General features: G+C 41.4%; 19 protein-coding genes and 2 riboswitches. Of the genes, 16 read left to right on the plus strand and 3 right to left on the minus strand.

What is annotated here, in order from left to right:
* The first annotated feature begins 6 nt into the window (after positions 1-6).
* From VJY63_RS00520 to VJY63_RS00585, 14 genes are all read left to right on the plus strand, one after another.
* Positions 7-2001, plus strand: coding sequence for a vWA domain-containing protein (locus tag VJY63_RS00520; RefSeq protein WP_324047580.1), 1995 nt, complete (start codon positions 7-9; stop codon positions 1999-2001).
* A gap of 41 nt (positions 2002-2042) precedes the next feature.
* Positions 2043-2843, plus strand: coding sequence for a class II glutamine amidotransferase (locus VJY63_RS00525; protein WP_324047582.1), 801 nt, complete (start codon positions 2043-2045; stop codon positions 2841-2843).
* Between the two features lie 41 nt (positions 2844-2884).
* On the plus strand, positions 2885-3730 hold the full coding sequence (locus VJY63_RS00530) for a MoxR family ATPase (RefSeq protein WP_324047584.1): 846 nt from the start codon (positions 2885-2887) through the stop codon (positions 3728-3730).
* Between the two features lie 14 nt (positions 3731-3744).
* Positions 3745-4920 carry a vWA domain-containing protein gene (locus VJY63_RS00535; RefSeq protein ID WP_324047585.1) on the plus strand — a complete coding sequence of 392 codons (1176 nt, stop codon included), beginning with the start codon at positions 3745-3747 and terminating at the stop codon, positions 4918-4920.
* Positions 4920-5612, plus strand: a complete 693-nt coding sequence (locus VJY63_RS00540; RefSeq protein WP_324047587.1) for a metallophosphoesterase — start codon at positions 4920-4922, stop codon at positions 5610-5612. The genes VJY63_RS00535 and VJY63_RS00540 overlap by 1 nt, the downstream gene beginning before the upstream one ends.
* A gap of 33 nt (positions 5613-5645) precedes the next feature.
* Entirely contained in the window at positions 5646-6524 is an 879-nt protein-coding gene (gene rfbD, locus VJY63_RS00545; protein ID WP_324047589.1) for a dTDP-4-dehydrorhamnose reductase, read from the plus strand.
* 83 nt (positions 6525-6607) lie between these two features.
* Complete coding sequence (locus tag VJY63_RS00550; protein WP_324047591.1) at positions 6608-7774, plus strand: nucleotide sugar dehydrogenase; 1167 nt, start codon at positions 6608-6610, stop codon at positions 7772-7774.
* A gap of 33 nt (positions 7775-7807) precedes the next feature.
* Positions 7808-9085 carry an O-antigen ligase family protein gene (locus tag VJY63_RS00555; RefSeq protein ID WP_324047593.1) on the plus strand — a complete coding sequence of 426 codons (1278 nt, stop codon included), beginning with the start codon at positions 7808-7810 and terminating at the stop codon, positions 9083-9085.
* A complete protein-coding gene (locus VJY63_RS00560) occupies positions 9086-10099 on the plus strand; it encodes a glycosyltransferase family 9 protein (protein WP_324047594.1) in 1014 nt (337 codons plus the stop codon).
* A 15-nt stretch (positions 10100-10114) separates the two neighbouring features.
* A complete protein-coding gene (locus tag VJY63_RS00565; protein WP_324047596.1) occupies positions 10115-11170 on the plus strand; it encodes a glycosyltransferase family 4 protein in 1056 nt (351 codons plus the stop codon).
* A gap of 32 nt (positions 11171-11202) precedes the next feature.
* Complete coding sequence (gene waaF / locus VJY63_RS00570) at positions 11203-12201, plus strand: lipopolysaccharide heptosyltransferase II (protein ID WP_324047598.1); 999 nt, start codon at positions 11203-11205, stop codon at positions 12199-12201.
* Between the two features lie 48 nt (positions 12202-12249).
* On the plus strand, positions 12250-14100 hold the full coding sequence (locus VJY63_RS00575; RefSeq protein WP_324047599.1) for a DUF3413 domain-containing protein: 1851 nt from the start codon (positions 12250-12252) through the stop codon (positions 14098-14100).
* A gap of 44 nt (positions 14101-14144) precedes the next feature.
* Positions 14145-16094 (plus strand): LTA synthase family protein, encoded by a 1950-nt coding sequence (locus tag VJY63_RS00580; protein ID WP_324047601.1) that lies wholly within the window; start codon positions 14145-14147, stop codon positions 16092-16094.
* Between the two features lie 60 nt (positions 16095-16154).
* Entirely contained in the window at positions 16155-19097 is a 2943-nt protein-coding gene (locus VJY63_RS00585) for an insulinase family protein (RefSeq protein WP_324047603.1), read from the plus strand.
* A gap of 110 nt (positions 19098-19207) precedes the next feature.
* Here the strand turns inward: VJY63_RS00585 and VJY63_RS00590 are convergent, their stop codons facing one another.
* Both VJY63_RS00590 and VJY63_RS00595 read right to left on the minus strand, forming a co-directional pair.
* The gene (locus VJY63_RS00590) at positions 19208-19828 is read right to left on the minus strand and encodes a trimeric intracellular cation channel family protein (protein WP_324047605.1); all 621 of its coding nucleotides are present in this window, start codon (positions 19826-19828) and stop codon (positions 19208-19210) included.
* Positions 19829-19851: 23 nt separating this feature from the next.
* Positions 19852-19951: riboswitch (glycine riboswitch) on the minus strand.
* 2 nt (positions 19952-19953) lie between these two features.
* Positions 19954-20047, minus strand: a riboswitch (glycine riboswitch).
* Between the two features lie 74 nt (positions 20048-20121).
* Positions 20122-21003 (minus strand): substrate-binding domain-containing protein, encoded by an 882-nt coding sequence (locus tag VJY63_RS00595; RefSeq protein ID WP_324047606.1) that lies wholly within the window; start codon positions 21001-21003, stop codon positions 20122-20124.
* A gap of 154 nt (positions 21004-21157) precedes the next feature.
* On the opposite strand from VJY63_RS00595, the gene VJY63_RS00600 reads away from it, so the two are divergent.
* Complete coding sequence (locus VJY63_RS00600) at positions 21158-23599, plus strand: ATP-binding protein (protein WP_324047607.1); 2442 nt, start codon at positions 21158-21160, stop codon at positions 23597-23599.
* The gene (gene serS, locus VJY63_RS00605) at positions 23592-24863 is read left to right on the plus strand and encodes a serine--tRNA ligase (RefSeq protein WP_324047609.1); all 1272 of its coding nucleotides are present in this window, start codon (positions 23592-23594) and stop codon (positions 24861-24863) included. The genes VJY63_RS00600 and serS overlap by 8 nt, the downstream gene beginning before the upstream one ends.
* A 98-nt stretch (positions 24864-24961) precedes the next feature.
* Here serS and rfbC read toward each other — a convergent pair whose 3' ends face one another.
* Positions 24962-25483, minus strand: a complete 522-nt coding sequence (rfbC, locus tag VJY63_RS00610) for a dTDP-4-dehydrorhamnose 3,5-epimerase (protein ID WP_324047611.1) — start codon at positions 25481-25483, stop codon at positions 24962-24964.
* Positions 25484-25499: the final 16 nt, after the last annotated feature.

Below are 25499 nucleotides of genomic sequence, written 5' to 3' on the forward strand. Positions count from 1 at the left end.
AAGATCATGTTTGGACGCAAAACGATACAAAAACTAATGCTGTTAGTGCTAATAACTGGATTGTTGTCTGTTACTAAGGTTTTTGCAGCGCAACCTGACGTACGCCTAGTGGCTGATGTGTCTGGCAGCATGAAAAGGACTGACCCTAACAATTTACGCATTCCTGCCACTAATCTATTGATTGATTTACTACCAGCCGATAGTAAAGCAGGTATTTGGACTTTTGGTGCTTATAGCAACTCACTGGTTCCACACGGAAATGTGAATGAATCTTGGCGCAGCAATGCACGTAATCAAGCCAAAAAAATTAACTCGGTAGGGCTATTTACAGACATTGAAAATGCCATAGAGCGGGCCACTTCAGATGTTAACCAAAGTGATAAAAGCCCCCAAAAACACCTAGTGTTAATTTCTGATGGTTTAATTGATGTTTCTGAAGCGGCTACGGCTACAGAGCGCGAAGCTGAAAATCAACAGTCACGCGACCATCTGCTGCGTGTGCTTGTTCCGAAATTAGCCAAAGCTGGCTACACCATTCATACACTGGCTTTATCAGACGAGGCCGACCATGACTTAATGGCAACCATGGCGCAGCGTACGGGCGGTTTACACGCCATTGCTTATAAAGCCACCGATTTAATGCCTTTATTATTGCAAATTATTAATCGTTTAGCGCCTAGCGAAGAAGTACCTTTACAGGATAACCGCTTTTTAATTGACCCGACGATTGATGAGTTTACGCTGCTCGTTTTTCATGGTCCAGGTGCTGCAGCAATCTTGCATGATCCTAACGGAAAAACATATACGCACACCTCGAATGATCCTCATTTACGCTGGCATAGCAATGACCGCTATACGATGGTAACGGTTGAGTCGCCTTTGGCGGGTAAATGGTACATAGAAACACCGGAGCACCCAGACAACCGTGTGACGGTTATTTCTGATATTCGTCTTCATTCTACCAATTTGCCCCCGACTATTTTTCGTGGTTATCCACAAACGCTTGAAGCTTGGTTTACTGAAGAAGGCAGACCCATTGATCGCCGTGAATTTCTAAACTTATTAGAAACCAAAGCAACGCATCAAAAAGGCGCACAGCAGTTGGGTACTTTTGCCATGCCTTTAATGGCGAATAAACCGCGTTATCAACTGACTTTAAATAGCTTTCCTCAGATTGGTGAGCAAACGCTTAAAGTTGAAGTGGATGGTCGTACTTTTGTACGCCAAGTAACCCACAGTTTTAATGTGCAAGATGTTGTTGCAGCCAGTTTACAACTGCCTGACGATGGCAGTAGCCCAAGGGTTATTTTACGAGCGCAGCACCCCGACCTTCAGCCAGCAGATATTTATTACATTATTAGTGCCAATGACCAGCCTTTAACCGCTGAATACCGTGGTGATGGCGAATGGAAAGTAGACCTAGCAAATTTAGATCGCAGTGTTGCTCAAACCATTCAAGTGTTGGTGCAAATTAATCAAACCAGTCAGCAAGTTAGTATCGAGTTACCCGAATTAATTCTTACCGCTAAAGGTGAAGCCAACCCACCACCAGCACCTGTGTTAATTCCTAATCCTGTGCCACAAGTAATGCCTTTGCCCGTATTGCCTATTGGTATGCCTGTGGCAACGCCTGAATCTGAACCAATGCTTGAAGAAACCTTGCTAGCGTCAGCCGCCCTTGATGAAGATGAAATAGGCTTGTTTGACCCGATTGAAAGTTGGGACGATCCAAGAATGCCTTGGGTCTATGTTTCGGTAGGCTTGGCTAATATCGCATTATTTTTGGTCGCGTTTTTCATGTACCGTGCTTTTATTAATAAGCGTAAAGCGCGTCAAGATTTAGGGGATGACGAAGGTGCTGAGCCACTTTTAGACTTAGATGGTTCGTTAGGTGCTGATTTAGACGGCTTTGAAGAGAATGAAGACGACTTGGATGACTTGGATGATTTTGACGAGTTGAATGATGATGAACTAGACGATGATGATGATGTTAAACGTTAAACTTACGATAAAAAATAGCCACAATGAAGGACTGTTTCTGAATGTGTGAGTTGTTAGGCATGAGTGCTAATGTACCAACGGATATTACTTTCAGTATGGCAGGCTTTTTACAGCGTGGGGGCAGCACGGGCCCTCACCGTGATGGTTGGGGGGTCGCTTTTTATGAACAAGAAGGCTACCGTGAATTTAAAGACCCCTTTCCGTCTATCAACTCCCCCGTAGCAAAAATGCTGCTGAACTACCCTATTAAAAGCCGCATTGTGATTAGCCACATTCGTCAAGCCAATGTGGGTGCAGTAAACCTAGGCAACACCCATCCTTTTTCACGTGAGTTATGGGGACGGCATTGGTGTTATGCCCACAATGGTCAGCTTGCCGGTTTTAAAGACCATTTACCACTAAGCTATTATAAACCAACGGGACAAACAGACAGTGAGTGGGCTTTTTGTTGGCTAATGGGTGAAATTCGTCAAGCGTTTCCACAGCCGCCAGAAGACAAAGAAGCTTTGCAGTATTTGATCCATGATCGCTGTGAAAAACTGCGTGAATTGGGCGTTTTTAATCTGCTTATTTCAGATAGTCAATACCTTTACGCTTACTGCTCGACTAAGCTTGTACACATTACTCGCCGTGCGCCTTTTGGCCCTGCACAATTAAAAGACACTGAACTAAAAATAGACTTTGCCGCCTGCACTACGCCCAAAGATGTGGTGAGCGTTATTGCAACCGCGCCGTTGACCCTAGACGAAACTTGGCGTGTTATGCAGCCAGGCGAGTTAATTATTTTTGAAAGTGGTGAGCTGGTGACAACACGCCTTAGTCACGCCCTGCCTAGCATTTAATTAAAAATCACCCTTATTTATTGGTAAAGAAAGAGAGCGCCATGAAATTTACTGGAACTAAAAACTACGTTGCTACCGCAGAACTTCAGCTAGCGGTCAATGCGGCCATTGCCTTAGAACGTCCCTTATTGATTAAAGGTGAGCCGGGTACGGGTAAAACGCTGTTAGCCGAAGAAGTTGCCGCAGCGTTGGCTATGCCGTTAATTACTTGGCACGTTAAATCCACGACCAAAGCACAGCAAGGCTTGTATGAATACGATGCAGTTTCACGTTTGCGTGATTCGCAGCTAGGTACTGACCGTGTACACGACATAGGTAATTACATAGTGCCGGGTAAGCTGTGGGAAGCCTTTACCAGTGAGCGCCCTTCAGTGCTGCTGATTGATGAAGTGGATAAAGCCGACATTGAATTTCCAAATGATTTGTTGTTAGAGCTTGACCGTATGGAGTTTTATGTTTACGAAACGCAAGAAACTATTAAGGCCCAGCAACGCCCGCTGGTGATTATTACGTCTAACAACGAAAAAGAATTGCCCGATGCTTTTTTGCGTCGCTGTTTCTTTCACTATATTCGCTTCCCTGACCGCGACACCATGCAGCAGATAGTGGATGTGCATTTTCCTAACATTCAGCAAGAACTGGTTCAAAAAGCGTTAGAGGTTTTTTATGATTTACGAAATGTTGCTGGTTTAAAGAAAAAGCCCAGCACTTCAGAATTGGTGGATTGGATTAAGTTATTAATGTCTGATGAACTAGCGCGTGCTGAGCTATTAAATAAAGATGCGACTAACAGTGTACCGCCTTTTAGTGGCGCTTTGGTTAAAAATGAGCAGGATGCTGGTTTGTTAGAGCGCCTAAGTTTTATGCTGCGCCGCCAAAACCGATAAGCGATTGATAACCCATGCTGATTGATTTTTTTGAAGAAGTGAGAGCTGCCGGTGTGCCAGCAACGCCACGTGAGCTATTAGATTTGATTAAGGGGTTACAGGCTGGCTTAGCTTTTGCAGACCTTGATGATTTTTACCTTTTAGCGCGTACTTGTTTGGTAAAAGACGAAAAATACTATGACCGTTTTGACCTTGCCTTTTCAAGCTATTTTAAAGGCATTGGTAGCCTAGATGAGCTACTAGAAAAAGTCATTCCTGATGACTGGTTAAGGCAAACCTTTGAAAAGTTTTTAAGCGAAGAAGACCGCAAAAAAATCACAAGTTTAGGTAGCCTTGAAGCCTTGATGGAACAGTTTAAGCAGCGCCTAGAAGAACAGCAAAAACGCCATGCCGGTGGTAGCAAGTGGATTGGTACGGGCGGCACATCACCTTTTGGTCATGGTGGTTATCACCCAGAAGGCATTCGTGTTGGCGGGCAATCTAAAAACCGCAGCGCTGTTAAGGTTTGGGAAAAGCGCGAATTTAAAAATTTTGATGATTCTTTAAGCCTTGGCAACCGCAATATTCAAGTGGCATTAAAACGCTTACGCCAATTTGCCCGAACGGGTGCGGCTGAAGAACTAGATTTAGACGGCACAATTCGTGCAACGGCACGCAATGCTGGTTATTTAGATTTAAAAATGGTGCGCGAAAAACATAACTCAGTCAAAGTGTTGCTGTTGCTGGATGTGGGCGGTTCGATGGACGATCACATTGAAATGCTGGAAGAGTTATTTACCGCTTGTCGCACGGAATTTAAGCATTTAGAGCATTTTTACTTTCATAATTGTTTGTATGAATCGGTTTGGAAAGACAACAACCGCCGCTTTAACGAGCGCATTCCTACAATGGAGCTGCTGCATAAATACGGTACCGATTATAAAGTCATTTTTGTGGGTGATGCTGCTATGTCGCCCTATGAAATTGCTGTCGCAGGAGGCAGCGTTGAACACATGAATCAAGAAGCGGGGCAAGTGTGGTTAAAGCGCGTGCTGGATAACTGGAATAAAACCGTGTGGCTTAACCCAACGCCTGAAAAATACTGGGGCTATACGCATTCTATTGGCATGATTCATAAGCTGGTTGAGGGGAAAATGTTTCCGTTAACCCTTGAGGGCTTAGATGCAGCCATGAAAGAACTGGTTAAGTAATGCAGGTTTTAAAGCAATTACCCAAGAACCTTTTAGGGCGGGATTTTGTGGTGGGTGATGTGCATGGTTATTATGCCGAGCTAATGCAGGCTTTAGATAAGGTGAAGTTTGATTTTTGCCGTGATCGTTTGGTGGCGGTGGGTGATTTAATTGACCGTGGGCCTGATTCTTACCCGTGTTTACAGCTGGTTAACGAAAGCTGGTTTTTTTCTGTGCAGGGTAATCACGAGCGCTTAATGCAACTGAGTTTAGCGGGCGATGATTCTGCTACCCAAGTTTGGCAAAAGCACGGTGGCGGTTGGGCTTTGCTTTATAGCGAAGCTGAGTTGCACGATATGACCGCGTTGATGGAGGCTAAAATGCCTTTAGCCATTGAGTTAAGCTATGCTGAACAGCGCCTAGGTATTGTTCATGCTGAAGTGCCTGATGATGATTGGGCAGTTTTAAAAAATTGGCAAGGTGACATAACGCAAGCATTATTAGATGCAACTACGCTGATACGCAATCGCCTGCATAAAAAATTAGAGCACCCAGTTGCTAATATTAATGCTGTTGTTTGCGGTCATACCCTTGTTAAATACCCCACCCGTTTAGGCAATGTTCACTATTTAGAAACTGGCATCTGTGCGCCACAAATTCAAGGTTATTTAAGCCTAATGCAAGTAGAACAGTTGCTAAACACTGAAATTTAATTGGTTTACCATACTTGGGAAGTTAAAAATACTATGGTTAAAGTCCTTATTACCGGCGCAAAAGGGCAGGTAGGCACAGAATTAGTTAAGCTTGCACCAGCAGGTTTTACGGTGATTGGGTTGGGTTCAGATCAGCTTAATATTACCAATCAGCAGCAGGTTGCTGCTGCTGTTGCAGAATACCGCCCTAGTTTAATCATTAATGCTGCAGCTTATACAGCAGTGGATAAAGCGGAAAGTAATGCTGCACAAGCTTTTGCTGTGAATGAGCAGGGTGTGGCTTGGTTAGCAGAAGCAGCACAAGCCGCAGATATTCCACTCTTTCATATTTCAACCGATTATGTGTTTGACGGTAACGCAACGATTGCTTATCAAGAAACCGCTGCTGTTAATCCGCAGGGTGTTTATGGTGTCAGTAAGTTAGCAGGTGAACAGGTGTTGGCTAAAACACACAGTAAACACATTATTTTGCGTACTAGTTGGGTGTTTGGTGCTGAGGGTAGTAACTTTGTTAAAACAATGTTGCGATTAGGTAAAGAACGCGATGAATTAACGGTAGTTGCTGACCAGTACGGCTGTCCAACCAGTGCGGCTAGCATTGCCCAAGTGCTTTGGCAGCTAGCCAAAAACTACCAGCAGCAAGGTGATTTACCTTGGGGTATTTATAACTTTAGCAATTCGCCTAGGGGTACTTGGCATGATTTTGCTGTAGAAATTTTTAAGCAGGGCCTTGCGTTAAACCTAATCAGTAAACTTCCTGAAGTAAAAAGCATTACCACAGCCGACTACCCAACACCGGCTAAAAGGCCTGCTTGGTCGGTGCTGGATTGTACTAAAATTGAAACCCTGCTGGGTTATGGCGTACCTTGCTGGAAAAGTGAATTAGTTCAAGTTCTAAAAGACCAACAATAAATAGCGACATTAATAACACACCCATCAAACGTTTCGCTTGTGATAAAGTTGCCGCCTATTCTTATCAGTGTTTGGATGTTTTCATGAAAATAGCTGTTGCCGGTACAGGTTATGTAGGGCTTTCTAACGCGCTGCTGTTGGCTCAGAATAATGCAGTCATTGCGGTAGATATCTTGCCAGAAAAGGTAGCGTTGCTAAATGCTGGGCAATCACCGATTGAAGATGTTGAAATTCAAGCCTTTTTAAGGGGTGGCACATTAAACTTTACAGCCACTTTAGACGCGGCAACGGCCTACACCCATGCGGATTTTGTGATTATTGCTACGCCGACTGATTATGATCCACAAACGAATTTTTTTAATACCCAAAGTGTTGAAACCGTTATTCAGTCGGTAATGGCGGTTAATCCTAATGCAGTGATGGTGATTAAATCGACCGTGCCGGTAGGTTATACAAAAGAAGCAAAACAGCGTTTTAATACCCAAAACCTAATTTTCTCACCTGAATTTTTACGTGAAGGGAAGGCACTTTACGACAACTTATACCCGTCGCGCATTATTGTGGGTGAACGTTCTGCCAGAGCCGAACAGTTTGCCCAATTACTGTTGCAAGGTGCGATTAAAAAAGATGTGCCGCTGCTGTTTACAGAAAGCACCGAAGCCGAAGCGGTTAAGTTGTTTTCTAATACCTATTTAGCGATGCGCGTTGCTTATTTTAATGAATTAGACAGCTATGCCGAAGCCAGTGGTTTAGACAGTCGCCAAATTATTGAGGGCGTAGGGTTAGATCCGCGTATTGGCAATCATTATAACAACCCATCTTTTGGTTACGGTGGTTATTGCCTGCCTAAAGACACCAAACAGTTATTAGCTAATTATCAACAAGTACCTAATAACATTATTGCCGCCATTGTTGATGCTAATCGTACGCGTAAAGATTTTATTGCTAATGCGGTGTTAGAGCGTAACCCCAAGGTGGTAGGTGTTTATCGCTTAATTATGAAAGCAGGTTCAGATAACTTTAGAGCCAGTGCTATGCAGGGGGTAATGAAACGCATTAAAGCCAAAGGCATTGAAGTGATTGTTTATGAACCAGTGCTTGAAGTAACCGAGTTTTTTGGGTCGCGGGTTATTAGTGATTTAGCATTGTTTAAGAAAGAATCAGAAATCATACTGACTAACCGCCTTACTTCAGAATTAGACGATGTTATTGACAAAATTTATACTAGAGATTTATTTGGCGGCGATTAAAAGGTAAGTATTTTAAATTAGGGCAGTATAAAAATGATAATGATTGATTCTAACATTAAAAAACATTTTTTTAGTTTTTTATTTTATTTTATTTTTTTTATTTTTGTATCATTTTTCTTTGTTGGGAGAATTTATAGTTACGCAGGTAGTATTATTTTAGCTTTTTCACTTTTTCACTTTGCCTATTTATTATTATGCAATACTAAACGTAGGGTCATTAAAAACAATATTTTTGATCCGTTTTTTGTTTTTTTGTTTGGTTATGGATTAATAGCTGTATTTTCTGAGTTATATGCTGGTTCAGAACTGTCAGATTTTGAGTTGCATTTCAAGGTTCTATTGGCTTGCTTTATTCCATTAGCCTGTATAAATTTACCAATAAGATTTAATAATGTTTTTTTTATTGCTTCAAGCATAATGATTTTAACTTCCTTATCAATTGCTCTTTGGCAGCATGAAGTAAAAGATATTGATCGTGTCTCAGTTAAAGGTGCTAATGCTTTTGCAGATATAGTTTCCTTTTTTGGAGTAATGTCTTTAGCAGCTATCTGGCTTGTTTTTAATAAAAAATCTAAAATTATTTACAGTAAATCAGTTAAATATTTAATTTTTATTATACCGATAGTGCTTTTTATTTCTTCTATGTATGTTACCGTTCTTGCTGCAAATAGAGGAAGTTGGATATCAATTCCACTTATACTGATAGTTCTTTCTTTAGTGTTTTTTGGTTTTAATATAAAAAAATCTATTTTGTCTTTATTTGCTTTATTTGCCTTGATTTTTTTATCTTATAGTGTTTCCGACACAATAAATTTAAGGGTGAGTCAAGCATTAAATGAAATTAAGTTGTATTCTGTAGGTGAAGGTTCTGGGACTAGTACTGGTCTTCGGTTTGAAATGTGGAAGTTTGGTATTGATTCTGTTGCAGATGATTTAGTATTAGGTTTGGGTGTGAAGGGTGAAAGAGAAGCAAAAAACAATGTATCAGATGAATATAATCCTAATATAAAAACATTTTCACATTTACATAATGAGTTCATAAATATTTTAGTTTTTAATGGTATTTTTGCTCTTTTGTTTTATTTGTTGTGGCTGGGTTATCTTGCTCATTTTTTCATACGATCTTTCTATTTGATTAAAAGCCCACTGGCGCTTGCTGGTTTTTTAGGTGTTATCCATTACTTTTTTGTTTCATTAGTTAATGTTAAGTTGTCCTATAATGTTGGAGTTTATGCTTTTATTATTGTTTTTTCTTTTATTTATGGGATGGTTCGTAATGAGTTGAATGCTTATATTGATAGGAGTTGTTAAATGTCGATAAACAGAAAGAAAACTATTTGTATTTTAAGGAATCGCTGGCATTTTGGTGCGCAGATTTTAACTATACCAGCACTGTTTTATATAAAAAAAAATAGTGCTATCAAAAATCCTATAGAAATTAGCATTATTTCAAAGCAAGATACTAATTGGTTTTATAGTCAATTTAATTGGATTGATAATTTTTTTATCCAAGGTGGCTTTTTTTCTGATTTAAAACTGATTTATAAATCAGAAAAATTAGTTTCTTTTCAACCGTCAAGCTATCGCTACTTATTTTTAAGTTTGCTAGCAAGAATAGATGAAAATTTTGGTTTTTCAAAAAAACGCTTTTTAAACCGTTTGTGGAAGAAATCAATAGAATTCAATCCATCTGTTTATCGTGGGTTACACTATCTACAATTAGCATCAGTTGAGGATGGTATTGATAATACTGAGTTAATGAATCATTTAAGATTACCCTTTATTGAAGTTGCATCAACTTCTGATTTAATAATAAATTTTTGTAATCAAGACGATACATTGAATGTTTGTATAATGCCAGGTGGTGGTGCGGGTGAATTTAAAAAATGGGGTGTAAAAAACTTTTTTGAATCAGCAAAGCTATTAGCCTTTAGTAAGAATAAGTCTGTCGTTTTACATTGGCTTGTTGGACCTGATGAAATTGAAGAGAAAAAAGCCATTGACTTGCTTGTTAATAATTCAACTTTAATTAATGAAAAACTGTCAGTTACTTCATTTCTGTATACTGATTTAAAGATTAAAGACATTGCTGCTTTAGTATCACAGGTTGATATTACAATTGCTAATGACTGTGGCCCTGCTCATATTGCACAATGTATGCAACAGGGTTTTATTGGTATATTCGATCAAACAAAACCAGAATGGTTCTTGGTACATACGGCTTCTAAATGTGTAGTGCCTAATAAAGAAAATTCAGATGAGAAATACCCAATTCTTAGTATTTCACCTACAGAAGTGAATAAAGCTATTTTAAGTATTATTTAATTTAAAAGGTCATTTATGCGTATTGGTCATGTGAATTTAGCTTCTGGTTACAGAGGTGGTGAGCGACAAACGGAACTGCTTATAAAATTACTTGCAGAACAGAATACAAATACTTTAGAGCAATGGGTTTTTTGTCGTAGTGAAAAGCTTAAAAAAAAATTAGCAGGTATTCCGAATATTTATTTAATTCATACGCCTAACCAACTTTTGTGTCATTTCAAAGCACCTAAACTTGATATTGTTCATGCTCATGATGCCAAAGGTGTTCATTGGGCTTTTATACATAAGCTATTACTGTCAACGCCTTACCTTTTGACGCGTCGAGTTCCACAAACCATAAATGCAACGGGTATGAAAAAGCTTTTTTACGGACAGGCCAGTCAAATTGCTTGTATCTCTAATGCTATTAAAAATGGTATTGATAGCGCAGGATTCAAAAATACACAACTTATTCCTAGTTCACGGGCTAACTTTATTGTAAATAAAAAAATAGTAGAGAGTTTAAAGACTAGCCAGCAAGGTAAAATTATTATTGGGCAGGTAGGTGCGCTGGTTGATAAACATAAAGGGCAATCTGTTTTAATTGAGGCTGCTCGTATTATAAACAAAAAATACTCTAATATTGAGTTTCATTTTTTTGGTTCGGGTAGCGATGAACAATATTTAAAAGATTTAGCAAAAGGCATTGATAGTATTAAATTTCAAGGTTTTAAAGAGGATATAGCTAATTATATTGCAAGCTTTGATATTTTTGCTTTTCCTTCATTTAATGAGGGCTTAGGCTCTGTTTTACTTGATGTGATGGATCTTGAGATTCCCATCGTTGCGAGTAACGTTGATGGTATTCCAGACCTTATAAAGCACAAAGAAACAGGTTTGCTTGTAGACGCTGGAAAACCAGACCAGTTAGCTAATGCATTAGAACAGATTATTGATGCCATAGAAGGTGATACAAGGAATATTGACTTACCTAAATTAATTGCTAATGCAAAAGTATTTTCAGATTCTTATGATCCGGCACTCATGGCAAAAGCTTATTTCTCTCTTTATAATAAAATTTTGAACGATTAGTTTTTTATAGACTTTAGTTTAGGTAGTGAATTTTGCAAAAAATCTTAGTGGTAGGCCCTTCTTGGGTGGGCGATATGGTGATGGCACAAAGCTTATTTAAGCTACTGCGCTCTCGTTTTCCTGCCTGTGAAATTCATGTGTTAGCTTCAGGTTGGTCTGAGCCTATCTTGGCACGTATGCCAGAGGTGACTAAAACATTGGTTTTACCTTTTGGTCATGGACAATTTGGTTTGGCGGGGCGCTGGAAGTTAGGCCGCAGTTTGATGAATGAAGGCTTCACCCAAGCCATTATTTTACCGCGTTCGTGGAAGTCTGCCTTAGTCCCTTTTGCTGCAAAAATTCCTTTGCGAACAGGTTTTTTAGGTGAGCAGCGCTACGGCTTATTAAATGATCGGCGCATTTTAGATAAAAAACTGCTAGACCAAACAGTCAAGCGTTATACCGTTTTAGGTTTGGCTACCAATACAGACTTTACACCAGAAACGATTAGCTTTCCTAAGTTAGAGGTTGATCTGGTACACCAAAAAGTATTGTTTAAAAGCTTAGGATTAAGTGATAAACCTGCGATTGCTTTAATGCCCGGTGCAGAATATGGCCCTGCTAAACAATGGCCGTTGGCTTATTTTCGTGAATTGGCAGAAAAATTGGTTGCTGCGGGTAAACAAGTTTGGATTTTGGGTGGGGCAAAAGATGCAGCAGCGGGCGCTGAAATCTCAGCAGCCGGTTTAGCTGAACTGCATAACCTGTGTGGTAAAACTCAGTTAGCAGATGTGGTCGATTTATTAGCCGCAGCAGAAGCTGCTGTTACCAATGATTCCGGTTTAATGCACGTTGCAGCAGCGGTTGGTACAAAAGTTCATGCTATTTATGGCTCTTCTTCACCGGCTTATACCCCACCCTTAACAGCTAATAATAAAATTCATTATTTGCAATTAGACTGCTCACCTTGTTTTAAGCGTACCTGTCCACTAGGTCATACAAACTGTTTACAAAAAATTTCACCGGCTCAGGTTTTAAATTTTTTGCATTGATGCTTAAATTTTAAGGGAAGTTTTTATCTTATTAGGGTTTTTTAATTCATGAAAAGTTTTAGTAATCGTTTCAGTTTTTTAGCTTGGTTGATTTTAATCAATGTTGTGATTTTTAGCCTTATTGGGTTAAGGTACTTTCATTGGATGCCTTGGCCAGAAAGCACTTTAGGTTGGAGCTATTTTTTTACTACTCTGCCATCACATTATTGGCTATTGTCGTTGTTAATTTTTTTACCTTTATTGGTTATTGCTTTATTACCGCTACCTCGGTTGCTTTTAATTGTTTCTGCCATTGTTTTGTCATTATCGTCTACTTTGCTACTTGTTGATACTTTTGTCTTCGATCAATACAGATTTCATATTAGTTATTTTGTTATTGATTTAATGTTAAGTGATACCGATGGCCAAGTTATTTCTTTTTCATGGGATATGTGGGCTTTATTATTAGCTGGTTTACTGATCTGTTTTTTTGTTGCTGTTCTTGTTTGTTTAGCGATTATTCGTTTTCTTGTGGGTCGCAAAAGTAGGTATTTACATCTAGTGTTTCTAACCCTTTTACTGGCAAGTCATTTTTTACATGCCTTGTCGGATGCTAACAGTATTCATGATGTTACAAGCCAAGCACGCTTTTATCCCTTAATGCATGCAACAACGGCTCAGCGTTTTATGCTTAAGTATGATTTGGTCGACAAAGAAAAACTTAAAAACTCTAGGGTTAATTTAACAACTAATACGGGTGATTTAATTTATCCAAAATCCATGTTGCAGTGTGAAAAATTAGAGCAACCTAAAAACATACTGGTTGTTGTGATTGATTCTTGGCGAGCAGATGCAATCTCTAAAGAAATAACACCGAATATTTTTAATCTGGCACAAAAAAATGCTATTACTTTTAATAAACATTTTAGTGGTAGCAATAGTACGCGCGGCGGTATCTTTTCACTTTTTTATGGTGTGCCACCAACCTACTGGCATTCTTTCTTAAATAATGGCATCCCAAGTCCGCTTATTACTGAGTTGCAAAACCAACGTTATGATATGGGTGTATTTGCTAGCGCCCAACTTAGAAAACCAGAATTTGATCGTACTGTTTTTGCAAGTATCAATAATTTAAGGGCTGAATCACAAGGGGGTTCTCCTTCTGAGCGAGATATTAATTTAACCGATGATTGGTTAGCTTGGTTGGCAGAACAGCAAACGAATAATGTTGCAGATCCTTTTTTTGGATTCTTATTTTATGATGCACCGCATGGCTATGATTATCCAGCTAACTACCCAGAGGTTTTTCAACCGGTATGGGAAAAGGTTAATTACTTTCAGTTAAACTCAGATTTTGAACCAACGCCTTTTGTTAATCGCTACCTAAACTCTGTACATTTTGTTGATTCTCAAATTGAGCGGGTGATTAAAGATTTAAAACTAAAAGGGTTGCTGGATAATACTTTGGTGGTTATCACGGGTGATCATGGTCAAGAGTTTAATGATTTGAATATGAATTACTGGGGGCATAATAGTAATTTTTCTACTTGGCAGCTAGGTGTTCCTTTTATCTTGTACGATTCAAATTTTAGTAAAGAAAGTGTGGATGCTACAACAACCCATTATGATGTTATTCCAACGCTTTTTGAAAATTATTTGGGCTGTACTAATTCATTAAGTGATTATAGTGTTGGTAGGGATATTTTGAATTTTGATAAAGAAAGTGAAAAGCCCTGGTTTATTGCTGCTAGTTATTCAGATTATGCCTTTATAAGTGATAATCGTATTGTAACGGTTGATGATTTTGGCCGCTCTATCGTTCGTGATAATAATTATCAACCTTTGGCTAAAGAGGGCTTTCCTTCTTGGGTTTTGCAAGCGATGAAAGCGCTTTCTTTTTATTTTAAAGATGAAGAATAGTGCTAAAAAATGAACTGAAACTAATGATTGTTTCAAGGGGGGATATGGGTAATCTAATACGAATACCTTTACGGATACTGATTTTTTCGATAAGTGTATTTACAGTGCTGCGTTTGATTTTCTGGTGTATTTATCCAGACTATTTTGTTTCGCTTTCTTTGGCTGATGTTGTTACTGCCTTTTTAGTTGGGTTGCGTTTTGATTCAGCCATTACAGTTGTTGCTGTTGGATTATTTTCTTTGTTATTAATTTTGCCTTTTAACTTTAAAATGCGGGCGATTAGTGTACAAGTGCTCTTATGGTTGAGCTTTGCTTTTTTGGTCGTTTTGTGGGCTATTAATTTAGGCGATATGCTTTATTTTGGTGAGGTTTATCGCCATGCCGGTCGAGAGCTATTATTGCTAACCCAAGATTTGGGTATGCTGGTTGATTTAGCATTAACTTCTCGCTTACTGGTTTTTTTGCTGGCATTGCCGAGTATTTTATTGCTGGCTTGGTTGTGGCAAAAGTGGGTGGTTGTGCCCTCTATGACTAAATTAAATGGTGGTTTCCCAATTCGTGCGCTGGGTAGTGTGCTGGCTTTAGTCTTGTTGGTTTTTTCTGCAAGAGGCGGCTTACTTAGCGGTAAACCATTAAGCCTTGTTGATGCTCATGCAGCAGGCAATGAACAGCAGGCGGCACTGGCATTAAATGGTGCTTTTGCGGTGATTCATGGTTTGCGTCGTGCTTTGAATGATGAGCATACATCCTTAGATTTTTTTTCGCCCAATGCATTGGCAGAAAACACCCTAAAATATGCAGCGGCTCAAGATCCTTTTTTGCAGCGCTTTGGTGCTTTGGCTACACCTAGGATAAAAACGGATAAAAATGTTGTGGTTATTTTGTTAGAAAGCTGGAGCACTGAGTATATTGATGGGCTTTCTGGTGGTGATTATGGTGTAACACCGAATATGGATAAGCTGATAAATCAGTCGCGTGTTTGGGAAAATGCTTATGCAGCGGGTCAAAGAAGCATTGAAGGTATTCAAGCCGTGTTAACGTCTGTGCCATTATTAGAAAGTCAGCCTGTTGTAGGTTGGGGTTTAGAGCAGAATCGAATGACTCGCCTTGCGTCGTTATTGGGAGAACGAGGCTACGAGAGTGTAATGATGCAGTCTTCTAACCGACGCTCTTTTCATATGGATGGCATTGCTGCGGCGATGGGGTTTGATGAATATTTTGGTAAAGAAGATCTACCACTTAGGCTTGAGTACCCTGTAAAAGTACCTGCGTTTGGGTGGGATTATGAAGTGTTAATGCATTTAGCTGATTACCTTGACAACACCCCTGAACAAAAACCTTTTTTTGCGTTTCTTTTTACGGGGACAACGCACGAGCCTTTTCCTGATCCGGGTGCAAAATTTCACCGTTATGAGCACGGTAAAGACACTAAGTCAGCCTATTTAAACACTTTATTTTATAGTGACTGGGCTTTAGGCGAATTTATGAATCATGCGTCTAAGCAAGATTGGTATGAAAATACCGTTTTTGTTTTTGTAGCTGACCATGTGCTGCGTGCTTCTGCAACTGAATTAGACACGTCATTTCGTATACCTTTGCTGATTTACACACCCGATCAGTCGTTACCACCTAGCCGAGAGGTGGCTTATGCTTCTCAGTATGATGTGCTGCCAACCTTGGTTGATTTATTAGGTATCACTCAGCCGGTGGCTAGTTTTGGTCGGTCACTACTTAAACCTGATAGCGATAGCAGGGATGGCGTGGTTGTTCAACGTGGTAATATGACCGGTTGGCTATCGCCAAAGGGTTGGTTTAGTTTTAATCGTGATTCTGAGCAAAGCGCGGGTGGTGATTATTTACAAGCCGAGTTACGACAATCAATGACTAACTGGCTAAAGTGGCGTTTACAATTGGCAGATCAACGTTTATTGAAAAATGAATGGCTTCCTAATGCATTGGAAAAGCCATTAGATTTAGTTAATCAGAACAAGTAAGTTAGGTCATTATTTTTTCCTAGGAAGTCTCTAGGTCATTTAGTTTTTTTGAGGTTTTTTATGTCTTTGATACCTAAGTTAGGGTCTGGTTTTCGTTTTTTGCGTAGCGAAAGGGTTGCATCGTTAAATTTAGAAGTGCAAGAGTACGAACACATTCAAACCGGCGCTAAGCATTTTCATTTGGCAGCAGAGCAGGAAGAGAAGGTGTTTTTGGTAGCGTTTCGTACCATGCCGCAAGACTCTAGCGGTGTGGCGCATATTTTAGAGCACACGGCTTTATGTGGTAGCGAGCATTTTCCGGTACGTGACCCGTTTTTTATGATGACGCGTCGTTCGTTAAATACCTTTATGAATGCTTTTACTAGCAGCGATTGGACGGCTTACCCCTTTGCCAGTTTGAACCAAAAAGATTTTGATAACCTGTTGGATGTGTATTTAGATGCAGCGTTTTTCTCACGTTTAGACCCGATGGATTTTGCCCAAGAAGGTCATAGGGTTGAATTTTCTGAGCCGAATAACCCTGAATCTGATTTGGTTTATAAGGGTGTGGTATTTAATGAAATGAAAGGGGCGATGAGTTCGCCTACTTCGACTTTATGGCAAACTTTTACCAAGTATTTATTTCCTGAAACCACTTATCACCATAATTCAGGTGGTGAGCCAGCTTCAATTCCTGACTTAACCTACGAGCAGTTGCGTGAATTTTATGCCAGTCATTATCACCCCAGCAATGCGGTGTTTATGACCTTTGGTGATTTAGACGTTGCCGATTTGCAAACTAAAATCCATGAACAGGCATTAAAGGGTTTTGAGCGCAGCGATCTTGAGTTGAGTGTGCCGGATGAAAAGCGTTATTTTTCGCCCGTGCGTGTGGAAGAAGCTTATGCGTTAGACCAAGAAGACTTGTCTAAACAAACTCATCATGTGGTGGGTTGGTTATTGCCGCGTTCGATAGATATTGATGCGTTAATGAAGGCGCATTTGTTAGAGCGGGTGTTGTTGGATAATTCTAGCTCGCCCTTAATGGCGGCTTTGGAATCCAGCAGTTTAGGCAGTGGCCCGTCGCCCTTGTGTGGTTTAGAAGATTCTAACCGTGAAATGAGTTTTGTGTGTGGTTTGGAAGGCAGTGAGCCAGAAGATGCCGAAGCAGTTGAGCAGTTGATTTTAGATACTTTGCAGAAAGTTGTTGATGAAGGCGTTGACCCGCGTAGCGTAGCGGCGCAGTTGCACCAGTTGGAATTAAACCAGCGTGAAATTACTGGCGATGGTATGCCGTTTGGTTTGCAGTTAATTTTGGCCGGTATGTCAGCAGCGATTCACCGTGGCGACCCAGTTTCGGTATTAAATATAGACCCTGCCTTAGCAAAGTTGCGTGAAGCGGTGAAAGATGCGGACTTTATTCCTAATTTAATTCGTGAATGGTTGTTAGATAACCCACACCGTGTACGACTAACTTTGCGCCCCGATAATACTTTAACGGCTAAAAAAGATGCAGCAGAAGCAGCACGTTTAGCGGTAATGAAAGCCGAGCTAACAGCGGAACAAAAGCAGGCAATTGTTGAGCAGGCCAAAGCTTTAGAAGCCCGTCAGCAGCAGGTCGATGACGATAGTTTGTTACCTAAAGTAACCCTGCAAGATGTGCCGTTAGAAATGAATTTACCTACGGCTGAAACGGTGGCGGTGGGTGATTTAACCGGCCAGTGGTTTACGGCGGGTACTAATGGCTTGGTGTATTTGCAGGCGGTGTTAGATTTACCGCAATTAACTGAAGCGGAACAGCAATTAATGCCTTTGTTTACCCATTGTATGACGGAACTGGGTTGTGCTGAGCGGGATTACCGTGAAAATCAGGCGTTACAAAGTGAAGTGTCGGGTGGTTTAAGTGCGTCTTTTACAGTGCGTGGTGCTAAAGAAGATGAACAGCAGGTTAGCGGCTACTTGGTGTTATCGGGTAAAGCTTTGGCGGTTAATCAGCAAGCGCTGCAAGCTTTAATGGCGGAAACCCTTGAAAAAGCCCGTTTTGATGAATTACCTAGAATTGCAGAAATTGTTGCCCAGCGTAGTGCGCGTTTAGCTAATTCCATTACGGGGCGTGGCCATGCTTTAGCCATGCAAGCTGCTGCTGCAAAATTTAGCCCTGTGGCTAATTTTACTCAGCAAACTTCGGGCTTGGTGGCGATTCAATCCGCTAAAGCGCTTGCTCAGCAGGTTAAAGCTGAAGGCGATAAAACCGAAGCCAGTAAACTGTTAGAAGCGTTATCGGCAAGTTTAGTGGCTTTGCATAACAAAATTAAGCAAGCGCCTAGGCAGTTTTTGTTAGTGGCAGAAGCTGACCATCAGCAAGCTATGTTGGATGCTTTACAAAATAATTGGGCAAGTTTGCCAGTAGCAGCAGAGTGGCAAGGTTTGCAGTTACCTAAAACCCGTGAGCCAGTAAAACAGTTATGGCTAACCAGTACTCAGGTTAACTTTTGTGCCTTAGCTTTCCCCACGGTTCCAGGCGGCCATGCTGATGCAGCAGCTTTAACCGTGTTGGGTGATTATTTGCGTAATGGCTTTTTACACCGTGCGATTCGTGAACAGGGCGGTGCTTATGGCGCAGGTGCTGGGCAGGATAATGGCGATGCAGTGTTTCGTTTCTTTTCTTACCGTGATCCTAGAGTAGAAGGCACGCTTGCTGATTTTTATGCTTCTTTAACTTGGTTGCAAGAACAGCCGGTTGACCAGCAAAAGTTGGAGGAAGCAGTTTTAGGTGTGGTGGCTTCAATCGATAAACCTGGTTCACCGGCAGGTGAGGCAAGGTCTACCTTCTTCTCTAGCTTGTTTGGCCGCACACCCGAAAGCCGCAAAGCCTTCCGAGCCAGTATTTTAGCCGTAACAGGGGAAGATTTACTACGAGTTGCCGCTGCTTACCTAAAGCCAGAGCTAGCCAGTGTGGCCGTGGTAACCAACGCCAAAACAGCAGAAAGCTTAGATGCAAGTTATGAACGGATAGCGGTGTAGTTAGGCGAATATTCTTAGGTAGCATGAGTTTTTCAGATCGCTGCAAGCACCTCTGACCGCCAAGGATGGCGGAATGGTGGAGCCGCTGGATCTACTTTAATTTTTTAGTCTTAGTCGCCCCAGCGACCAGGGGAATAGGAAAACACCGGCAAAGAAAGCTTCCAACGAATAGCCGCAAGACGTAAAGCAAGACCAAAGCTAAAAGAAGCCAAAGTATTAATATCATCCGATATACCGATTGATTTTAAGTACAAATACAAACAAGCCACAACCAAAGACACGCTGGCGTAAAGCTCATGGCGCAGCACTTGCGGTGTACGATTACACATAATATCGCGTAAAATACCACCAAAAATTCCCGTAGTAATTCCAGCCATAATAATCACCGGCGTTTCGTAACCAAGCCTTAAAGCAACATTACAACCAATAATTGTAAACGCCACTAAACCCATCGCATCTAAAATTAAAAAAACCTGATGGAGCTTTTGCATAAAACGCGCAACCAGCATGGTCGCAAGGCCTGAGCCAATGGTTAGGTAAATATAAGGTGGGTGTTGTGTCCAAGTAACAGGGTAATTGCCCAACAACATATCACGCACAGTACCGCCACCTAAGGCAGTAATAAACGCAATTAAGGCAACACCAAAAAGATCCATATTACGTCGCCCAGCGGCTAGCGCACCAGACATGGCTTCGGCAGTAATGGCAATAAGATAGATATAGGTAAGCACGCAGGACTCCTGCTGACAGTAATGCCTCTCCCTCTGTCCTGTGTACCTGAGAGTTTACGCAGCAATTTGCTGCTTGCCCCTTCGGTGGATTGCCTAAAGCAATCGCTCTCCAGTTGGCTAATTTAAGTGAGTTCGCAGTACATGTGCCTGAGCGTTTCTGGGAGTTTGCGCCTTCGGCGGAGCAGAGTGAAACTTTGCCCTCTCTCCTGCGAGCAAGCATTATACGGCGTTAAGTATGGAAGTGACAACTGGATTAAGCATTTTACCTTAATGCATTAAAGTATGTAGTTACGCTAATCAAACCCTGCCGCTTTGAAGATTGCTTTGCCTTTAGAGCCATTAATGTAGCGCCATAAGTCTTTTACGTCGTTTCTATTGCCACCTTGCTTAGTTAAAGCAATGCCGTGAACGATAACGCCGTGGTGGTCGCTGTTAATTTTTAGCACGTCACGGCGTTGTTCGATGCCTGCTTGTACTAGACGATTCCAAGGCAAAAAGCCTAGTGGAATTTCGTTAGTATCAATTAATGCATAAAGGTCTTGAAACACGGTTATGCTTTTTAAACGTTTTTGTACTTGCGTTTTTATATTATTACGCTCTAAGACTTCTAAAGCCGCGCGGTGATAAACGCTATCCTCTGGCATTAAGCCAATTGCGCCAGTTTGAAGTGTTACAACGCTGGTACTACGTACTGTTTCTCTGGGCGCCCATAAGCCTAAACGCCCTAAAGCCAGCACTTGTATTTCGCTAATAGTATTTTTGCGTTGCAGACTTTGTAGGTAATCCATTTCGTTACTAACGATTAAATCAAAGACATAACCATCACTAATTAGGTTGGTGTGGTCTGTGTCCTTACCTTGATGAATTCGAAACGTACTTGCTTGCTGTAATTGATAGCTATCAAGTATTTGCCCCAACACCCAATAAAGGTCTGGGGCAACGTGAATTCGAATGAGGTTAGGGTCGTCCTCTTTTCTACGGCTTTGTTTACTGTCGGGTACATAACCTTGAAAGTTAAACTGACTCATCGGCAAATCTGATTCGTTAGACGCATTTGCCCAAACTAAGGGGGGTAGCAGCAGCGTTACAAATAAAAAGATAACCCAACTATTAATAAACAAACTATTAATAAAAGAGTGGCTCATTTTTTGTGAAGTGATAAATCCATTAATCATTGTATTATTCTAAGGTCTGTTGTGGGTATTGGGTAGGCTAATGCTAGTAATCTTACCGATTGAAGTACGCTTTGCCTATCGCTCTTTTGTTGCTTGGCTGTTAATCTGCTTACCTTTTAACGCACAAATGTAAAACGGATTGTTAAGACACGCGATGATAACTCCTAAGCCACTGCCACTCAGTAAATTGTATAAAGCTTGCCGCGTTAGCGATTTTAGTTTTGAAGACACCCAAGTTATCCCACCCTTAGACACGTTTATCGGCCAAGCGCGTGCAGAAGAAGCATTACGTTTTGGTACAGCAATTAACCATAAAGGTTACAGTATTTTTGCGGTGGGGCATGACGGGTTAGGTAAACGCACGATGGTGCGGCGCTTTTTAGAGCAACGGTCGGCAAAAATGCCAGCACCTTCTGATTGGCTGTATTTACATGATTTTGTAAACCCACGTAAGCCTTGGGCTGTTCGCTTGCCTTGTGGTTTAGGGCAGGTTTTTAAGACCGATTTACAAGCTTTTATTTTAGATTTAAAACAAGCCATTCCAGCGGCTTTTGATAACGAAGGTTTTTTTGAACGCGCTGAAAAAATTAAAGATACGTCAGCTGAATTGCAATCACAGGCATTAAAAGCTTTAGCCGTAGAAGCTGAACCGCTGCATTTAAAACTCGTTTTGCAATCACCAGGCGGTTATATGTTTGTGCCTGCCGATGAAAACGGCCAGCCTATGGATGCCGATGTTTTTGCTAATTTAGATGAGGCGCTGCGCCGTATTTTTCGTGAAGCCATTGAAACGATGGAAAAAAAGCTGCGCTTGGTGTTGCGCCAGTTAGGTCAGCTAGAAAAGCAAAGCCGTTTAGAGCAACAGGCATTAAATGAAGAAGTGACTAATGATGCGATGGGTGATGGCTTAGAAGCATTGCAAGAGAAATACGCTGAGTTCCCTAGAATTGCTGGCTACTTAACCGCTTTACACAAAGATTTATTAGACAACTTAGCCATTTTTTTAGACTTGGATGAAGATGAAGAAGATGCGGTTGCCAGTGTGTCGCCAGATAAACGCATTCCTACCCGTTATCAGGTGAATTTGGTGATTAGCCATACGGCCAGTGACCATGCGCCGGTGATTGAAGAAGCTTTGCCAACGCACAATAATCTGGTTGGACACATTGAAAATGTGACTTATCAAGGTACGGTAGCAACCGATTTTTCGTTAATTCGCCCCGGTGCTTTACACCGTGCTAATGGTGGTTTTTTATTATTAAATGCCGAGCGTATTTTAAGCCAACCCTATGCTTGGGATGGTTTAAAGCTGGCGCTGCGTACTGGTTGTTTACGCATTGATACGCTAGAACGCCAATTGTCGGTGTCGGGTAGTGTTTCCTTAGAACCAGAACCGATCCCGTTAAATTGTACCGTTGCTTTATTGGGCGATTATAATGTTTTAAACGCGCTGCAAGACCAAGATCCTGAATTTATGGAGCTGTTTAAAGTTGTGGCCGAGTTTGAAACAGAAATGCCGCGCAGTGTTCCCAATCAGCGTTTATACACACGCCTTATTGCCAGCATGGTAGCAAGTGAAAACTTATTGCCGGTGAGTAAGCAAGGCGTGATGCGAATCATTGAAGAAGCCTCGCGGATGGCGGAGCATCAAGGCAAAATTTCTTTAAATGCGGCTGAGTTAAGCCATTTATTGCGTGAAGCCGATTACCTTGCCACTTGTGAAATGAAGCAGCGCATTGAAGTAGAAGACGTGCGTAAAGCGTTACAAGCACGCCGCCGCCGTGGGGGTAGTTACCCTGAGCAGATGCTAGAGTCGATTACCCAAGACTTTATTATGATTAGCAGCAGCGGTGAGCGCATTGGTCAGGTGAATGGTTTAACCGTTGTAGGCGGGCATGATTTTTATCACGGTCAGCCATCGCGGATTACTGCCCGTGTACATTATGGCAATGGTGATGTGCTGGACATTGAACGCAGCGTGCATTTAGGCGGTTCACTGCATTCTAAAGGCGTGATGATTTTAACCGGCTTTTTATGCGGCTTATTTGGTGCTGAAGACACTTTACCTTTAGATGCTAGTTTGGTATTTGAGCAATCTTATGCCGGTGTGGACGGTGATTCGGCTTCTTTGGCTGAGTTGGTGTGCTTGCTGTCGGCAATGGCTGAATTGCCAGTTAAGCAAAGCCTTGCCATGACTGGTTCGATTAACCAGTTGGGCGAAGTGCAACCGATTGGCGGCGTTAATGAAAAAATTGAAGGCTTTTTTGAAGTCTGCCAAGCGCGTGGTTTAACCGGCAAGCAAGGTGTGATTATTCCGCAGCAGAATGTGATGCAACTAATGCTGCGCGAAGAAGTCTTGGAAGCCGTTAAGCAAAAGCAGTTTCACATTTGGGCGGTGAGCCAAGTGGAAGAAGCCGTGCAACTGTTGCTGGGTTTGCCGGCTAAAAAAGTTTATGAAAAAATAGCCGAACGCTTAGACCGTCTACGTGATAAAGACGATGACGACGATGATGAAGACGAAGACGATGATTCTAAAGAGCGCCCTAAAAAAAGCCTGAAAAAAGCCATTAAAAGTGAGCCAGTAAAAAATGATTGATACCAAGTTATTACGCACCGAATTAGATAGCGTTGCAGCCAGTCTAGCCAAACGTGGTTTTGTATTAGATAAAGCGGTCTTTATTGCCTTAGAAGAGCAACGTAAAACGTTACAAATACAAACCGAAGCCTTGCAAGCTCAGCGCAACGCCAGCGCCAAAAGCATTGGTAAAGCTAAAGCATCGGGTGCAGATATTCAGCCCTTGTTAGATGAAGTAGCCAGCTTAGGCGATCAATTAGATACTGCTAAAAATCAGCTCAACGAAGTACAAACGCGTTATCAAGACTTGTTGGCTACGTTGCCTAATTTGCCGCATGAATCGGTACCTGTGGGTAAAAGTGAAGAAGACAACCAAGAAGTGCGCCGTTGGAGTGAGCCGCCAAGTTTTGATTTTTCTATAAAAGACCATGTGGATTTAGGTGATAGCAGTGGTTTGTTAGATTTTGAAACCGCAGCGAAATTGACGGGTACAAGGTTTAACCTGATGCGTGGTGGCTTGGCACGTTTACACCGTGCATTGGCGCAATTTATGTTAAATACCCAAGTTGATGACCACGGTTATGAAGAATGCAATGTGCCGTTGATTGTTAATGCCGATAGTTTATACGGCACAGGTCAGTTACCTAAGTTTTCTGAAGACTTGTTTAAGCTAAATGTTGAGCAAGATTATTATTTGATTCCGACGGCTGAAGTGCCGCTAACTAACATTGCACGTGATGATATTCTTGCTGCTGAACAATTGCCGGTAAAACTGACCGCATTAAGCGCGTGTTTCCGTTCTGAAGCGGGCGCGTATGGTAAAGACACGCGTGGCATGATTCGTCAACACCAGTTTGAAAAAGTAGAAATGGTGCAGCTGGTTCATCCTGACACTTCTTACGCTGCGTTAGAAGAAATGGTAGGTCATGCTGAAGCTATTTTACAAAAGCTTGAATTACCTTACCGTGTGCTTACGCTGTGTACGGGCGATATGGGCTTTGGCGCAACCAAAACCTATGACTTAGAAGTTTGGATACCTAGCCAAGACACTTACCGTGAAATCTCTTCCATCTCTAACTGTGAAGATTTTCAAGCCCGTCGTATGCAAGCCCGCTTTCGTAACTCAGAAACAGGCAAGCCAGAATTAGTGCATACCTTAAATGGTTCAGGCTTAGCGGTAGGTCGTTGTTTAGTCGCCGTGATGGAAAACTACCAACAAGTCGATGGCAAAATTAAAGTGCCTGAAGTGCTGAAAGCGTATATGGGTGGTTTGGAATTTGTTTAATCGTTATTGATTTGCTGCTAAAAACTTCGCCGTTGTATTTGCAACTGGCGAAGTTTCAATTTAGGTGTGCTTGATGGCGTTTTAGGCGGGTTTTTTTACTATAGCCCAGAATACTGCTGATCTTTTTCAGACAGTTGCACGTCTTGCAACGGCCATTGAATGTTTAGTAAAGGGCAATCCCAAGCCACGCCGCCTTCATCTGAAGGGTCGTAATAGTCGGTACACTTGTACACAAAATCAACTTCATCACTAATCACACAAAAACCATGTGCATAACCGGGTGGAACCCATAGTTGGCGATGGTTGTCTTCATTTAATTCAACGCCAACGTATTGCCCATAGGTTGGTGATTCTGGGTTGATGTCTGCTACTACATCATAAACAGCACCACGAATAACGCTAACTAATTTGCCCTGTGGCTTGGTTTTTTGAAAGTGTAAACCGCGCAACACACCCTTGCGTGAGCGTGAATGGTTGTCTTGAATAAATGCCAATTCAATACCGACTAATGCTTGGTAGCGTTGGGCGCTGTAAGTTTCTTTAAAAAAGCCACGGTGATCGCCAAAAACTTTTGGCTCAATAATTTTTACACCGGCTAAAATCGTCTCGATTACTTTCATTTTATTTCATTACCTT

Source organism: Marinospirillum sp., from assembly GCF_035271045.1.
GTDB lineage: Bacteria > Pseudomonadota > Gammaproteobacteria > Pseudomonadales > Halomonadaceae > Marinospirillum.

Bases quoted from the DNA above. Each gene is read 5' to 3' on its own strand.
- rfbC (WP_324047611.1), bottom strand. From the start codon at position 25,483: ATGAAAGTAATCGAGACGATTTTAGCCGGTGTAAAAATTATTGAGCCA.
- VJY63_RS00565 (WP_324047596.1), top strand. From the start codon at position 10,115: ATGCGTATTGGTCATGTGAATTTAGCTTCTGGTTACAGAGGTGGTGAG.
- VJY63_RS00595 (WP_324047606.1), bottom strand. From the start codon at position 21,003: ATGATTAATGGATTTATCACTTCACAAAAAATGAGCCACTCTTTTATT.
- VJY63_RS00535 (WP_324047585.1), top strand. From the start codon at position 3,745: ATGCTGATTGATTTTTTTGAAGAAGTGAGAGCTGCCGGTGTGCCAGCA.
- VJY63_RS00550 (WP_324047591.1), top strand. From the start codon at position 6,608: ATGAAAATAGCTGTTGCCGGTACAGGTTATGTAGGGCTTTCTAACGCG.
- VJY63_RS00555 (WP_324047593.1), top strand. From the start codon at position 7,808: ATGATAATGATTGATTCTAACATTAAAAAACATTTTTTTAGTTTTTTA.
- serS (WP_324047609.1), top strand. From the start codon at position 23,592: ATGATTGATACCAAGTTATTACGCACCGAATTAGATAGCGTTGCAGCC.
- VJY63_RS00540 (WP_324047587.1), top strand. From the start codon at position 4,920: ATGCAGGTTTTAAAGCAATTACCCAAGAACCTTTTAGGGCGGGATTTT.
- VJY63_RS00600 (WP_324047607.1), top strand. From the start codon at position 21,158: ATGATAACTCCTAAGCCACTGCCACTCAGTAAATTGTATAAAGCTTGC.
- VJY63_RS00585 (WP_324047603.1), top strand. From the start codon at position 16,155: ATGTCTTTGATACCTAAGTTAGGGTCTGGTTTTCGTTTTTTGCGTAGC.
- VJY63_RS00580 (WP_324047601.1), top strand. From the start codon at position 14,145: ATGGGTAATCTAATACGAATACCTTTACGGATACTGATTTTTTCGATA.
- VJY63_RS00530 (WP_324047584.1), top strand. From the start codon at position 2,885: ATGAAATTTACTGGAACTAAAAACTACGTTGCTACCGCAGAACTTCAG.
- VJY63_RS00560 (WP_324047594.1), top strand. From the start codon at position 9,086: ATGTCGATAAACAGAAAGAAAACTATTTGTATTTTAAGGAATCGCTGG.
- VJY63_RS00520 (WP_324047580.1), top strand. From the start codon at position 7: ATGTTTGGACGCAAAACGATACAAAAACTAATGCTGTTAGTGCTAATA.
- VJY63_RS00575 (WP_324047599.1), top strand. From the start codon at position 12,250: ATGAAAAGTTTTAGTAATCGTTTCAGTTTTTTAGCTTGGTTGATTTTA.
- rfbD (WP_324047589.1), top strand. From the start codon at position 5,646: ATGGTTAAAGTCCTTATTACCGGCGCAAAAGGGCAGGTAGGCACAGAA.
- VJY63_RS00525 (WP_324047582.1), top strand. From the start codon at position 2,043: ATGTGTGAGTTGTTAGGCATGAGTGCTAATGTACCAACGGATATTACT.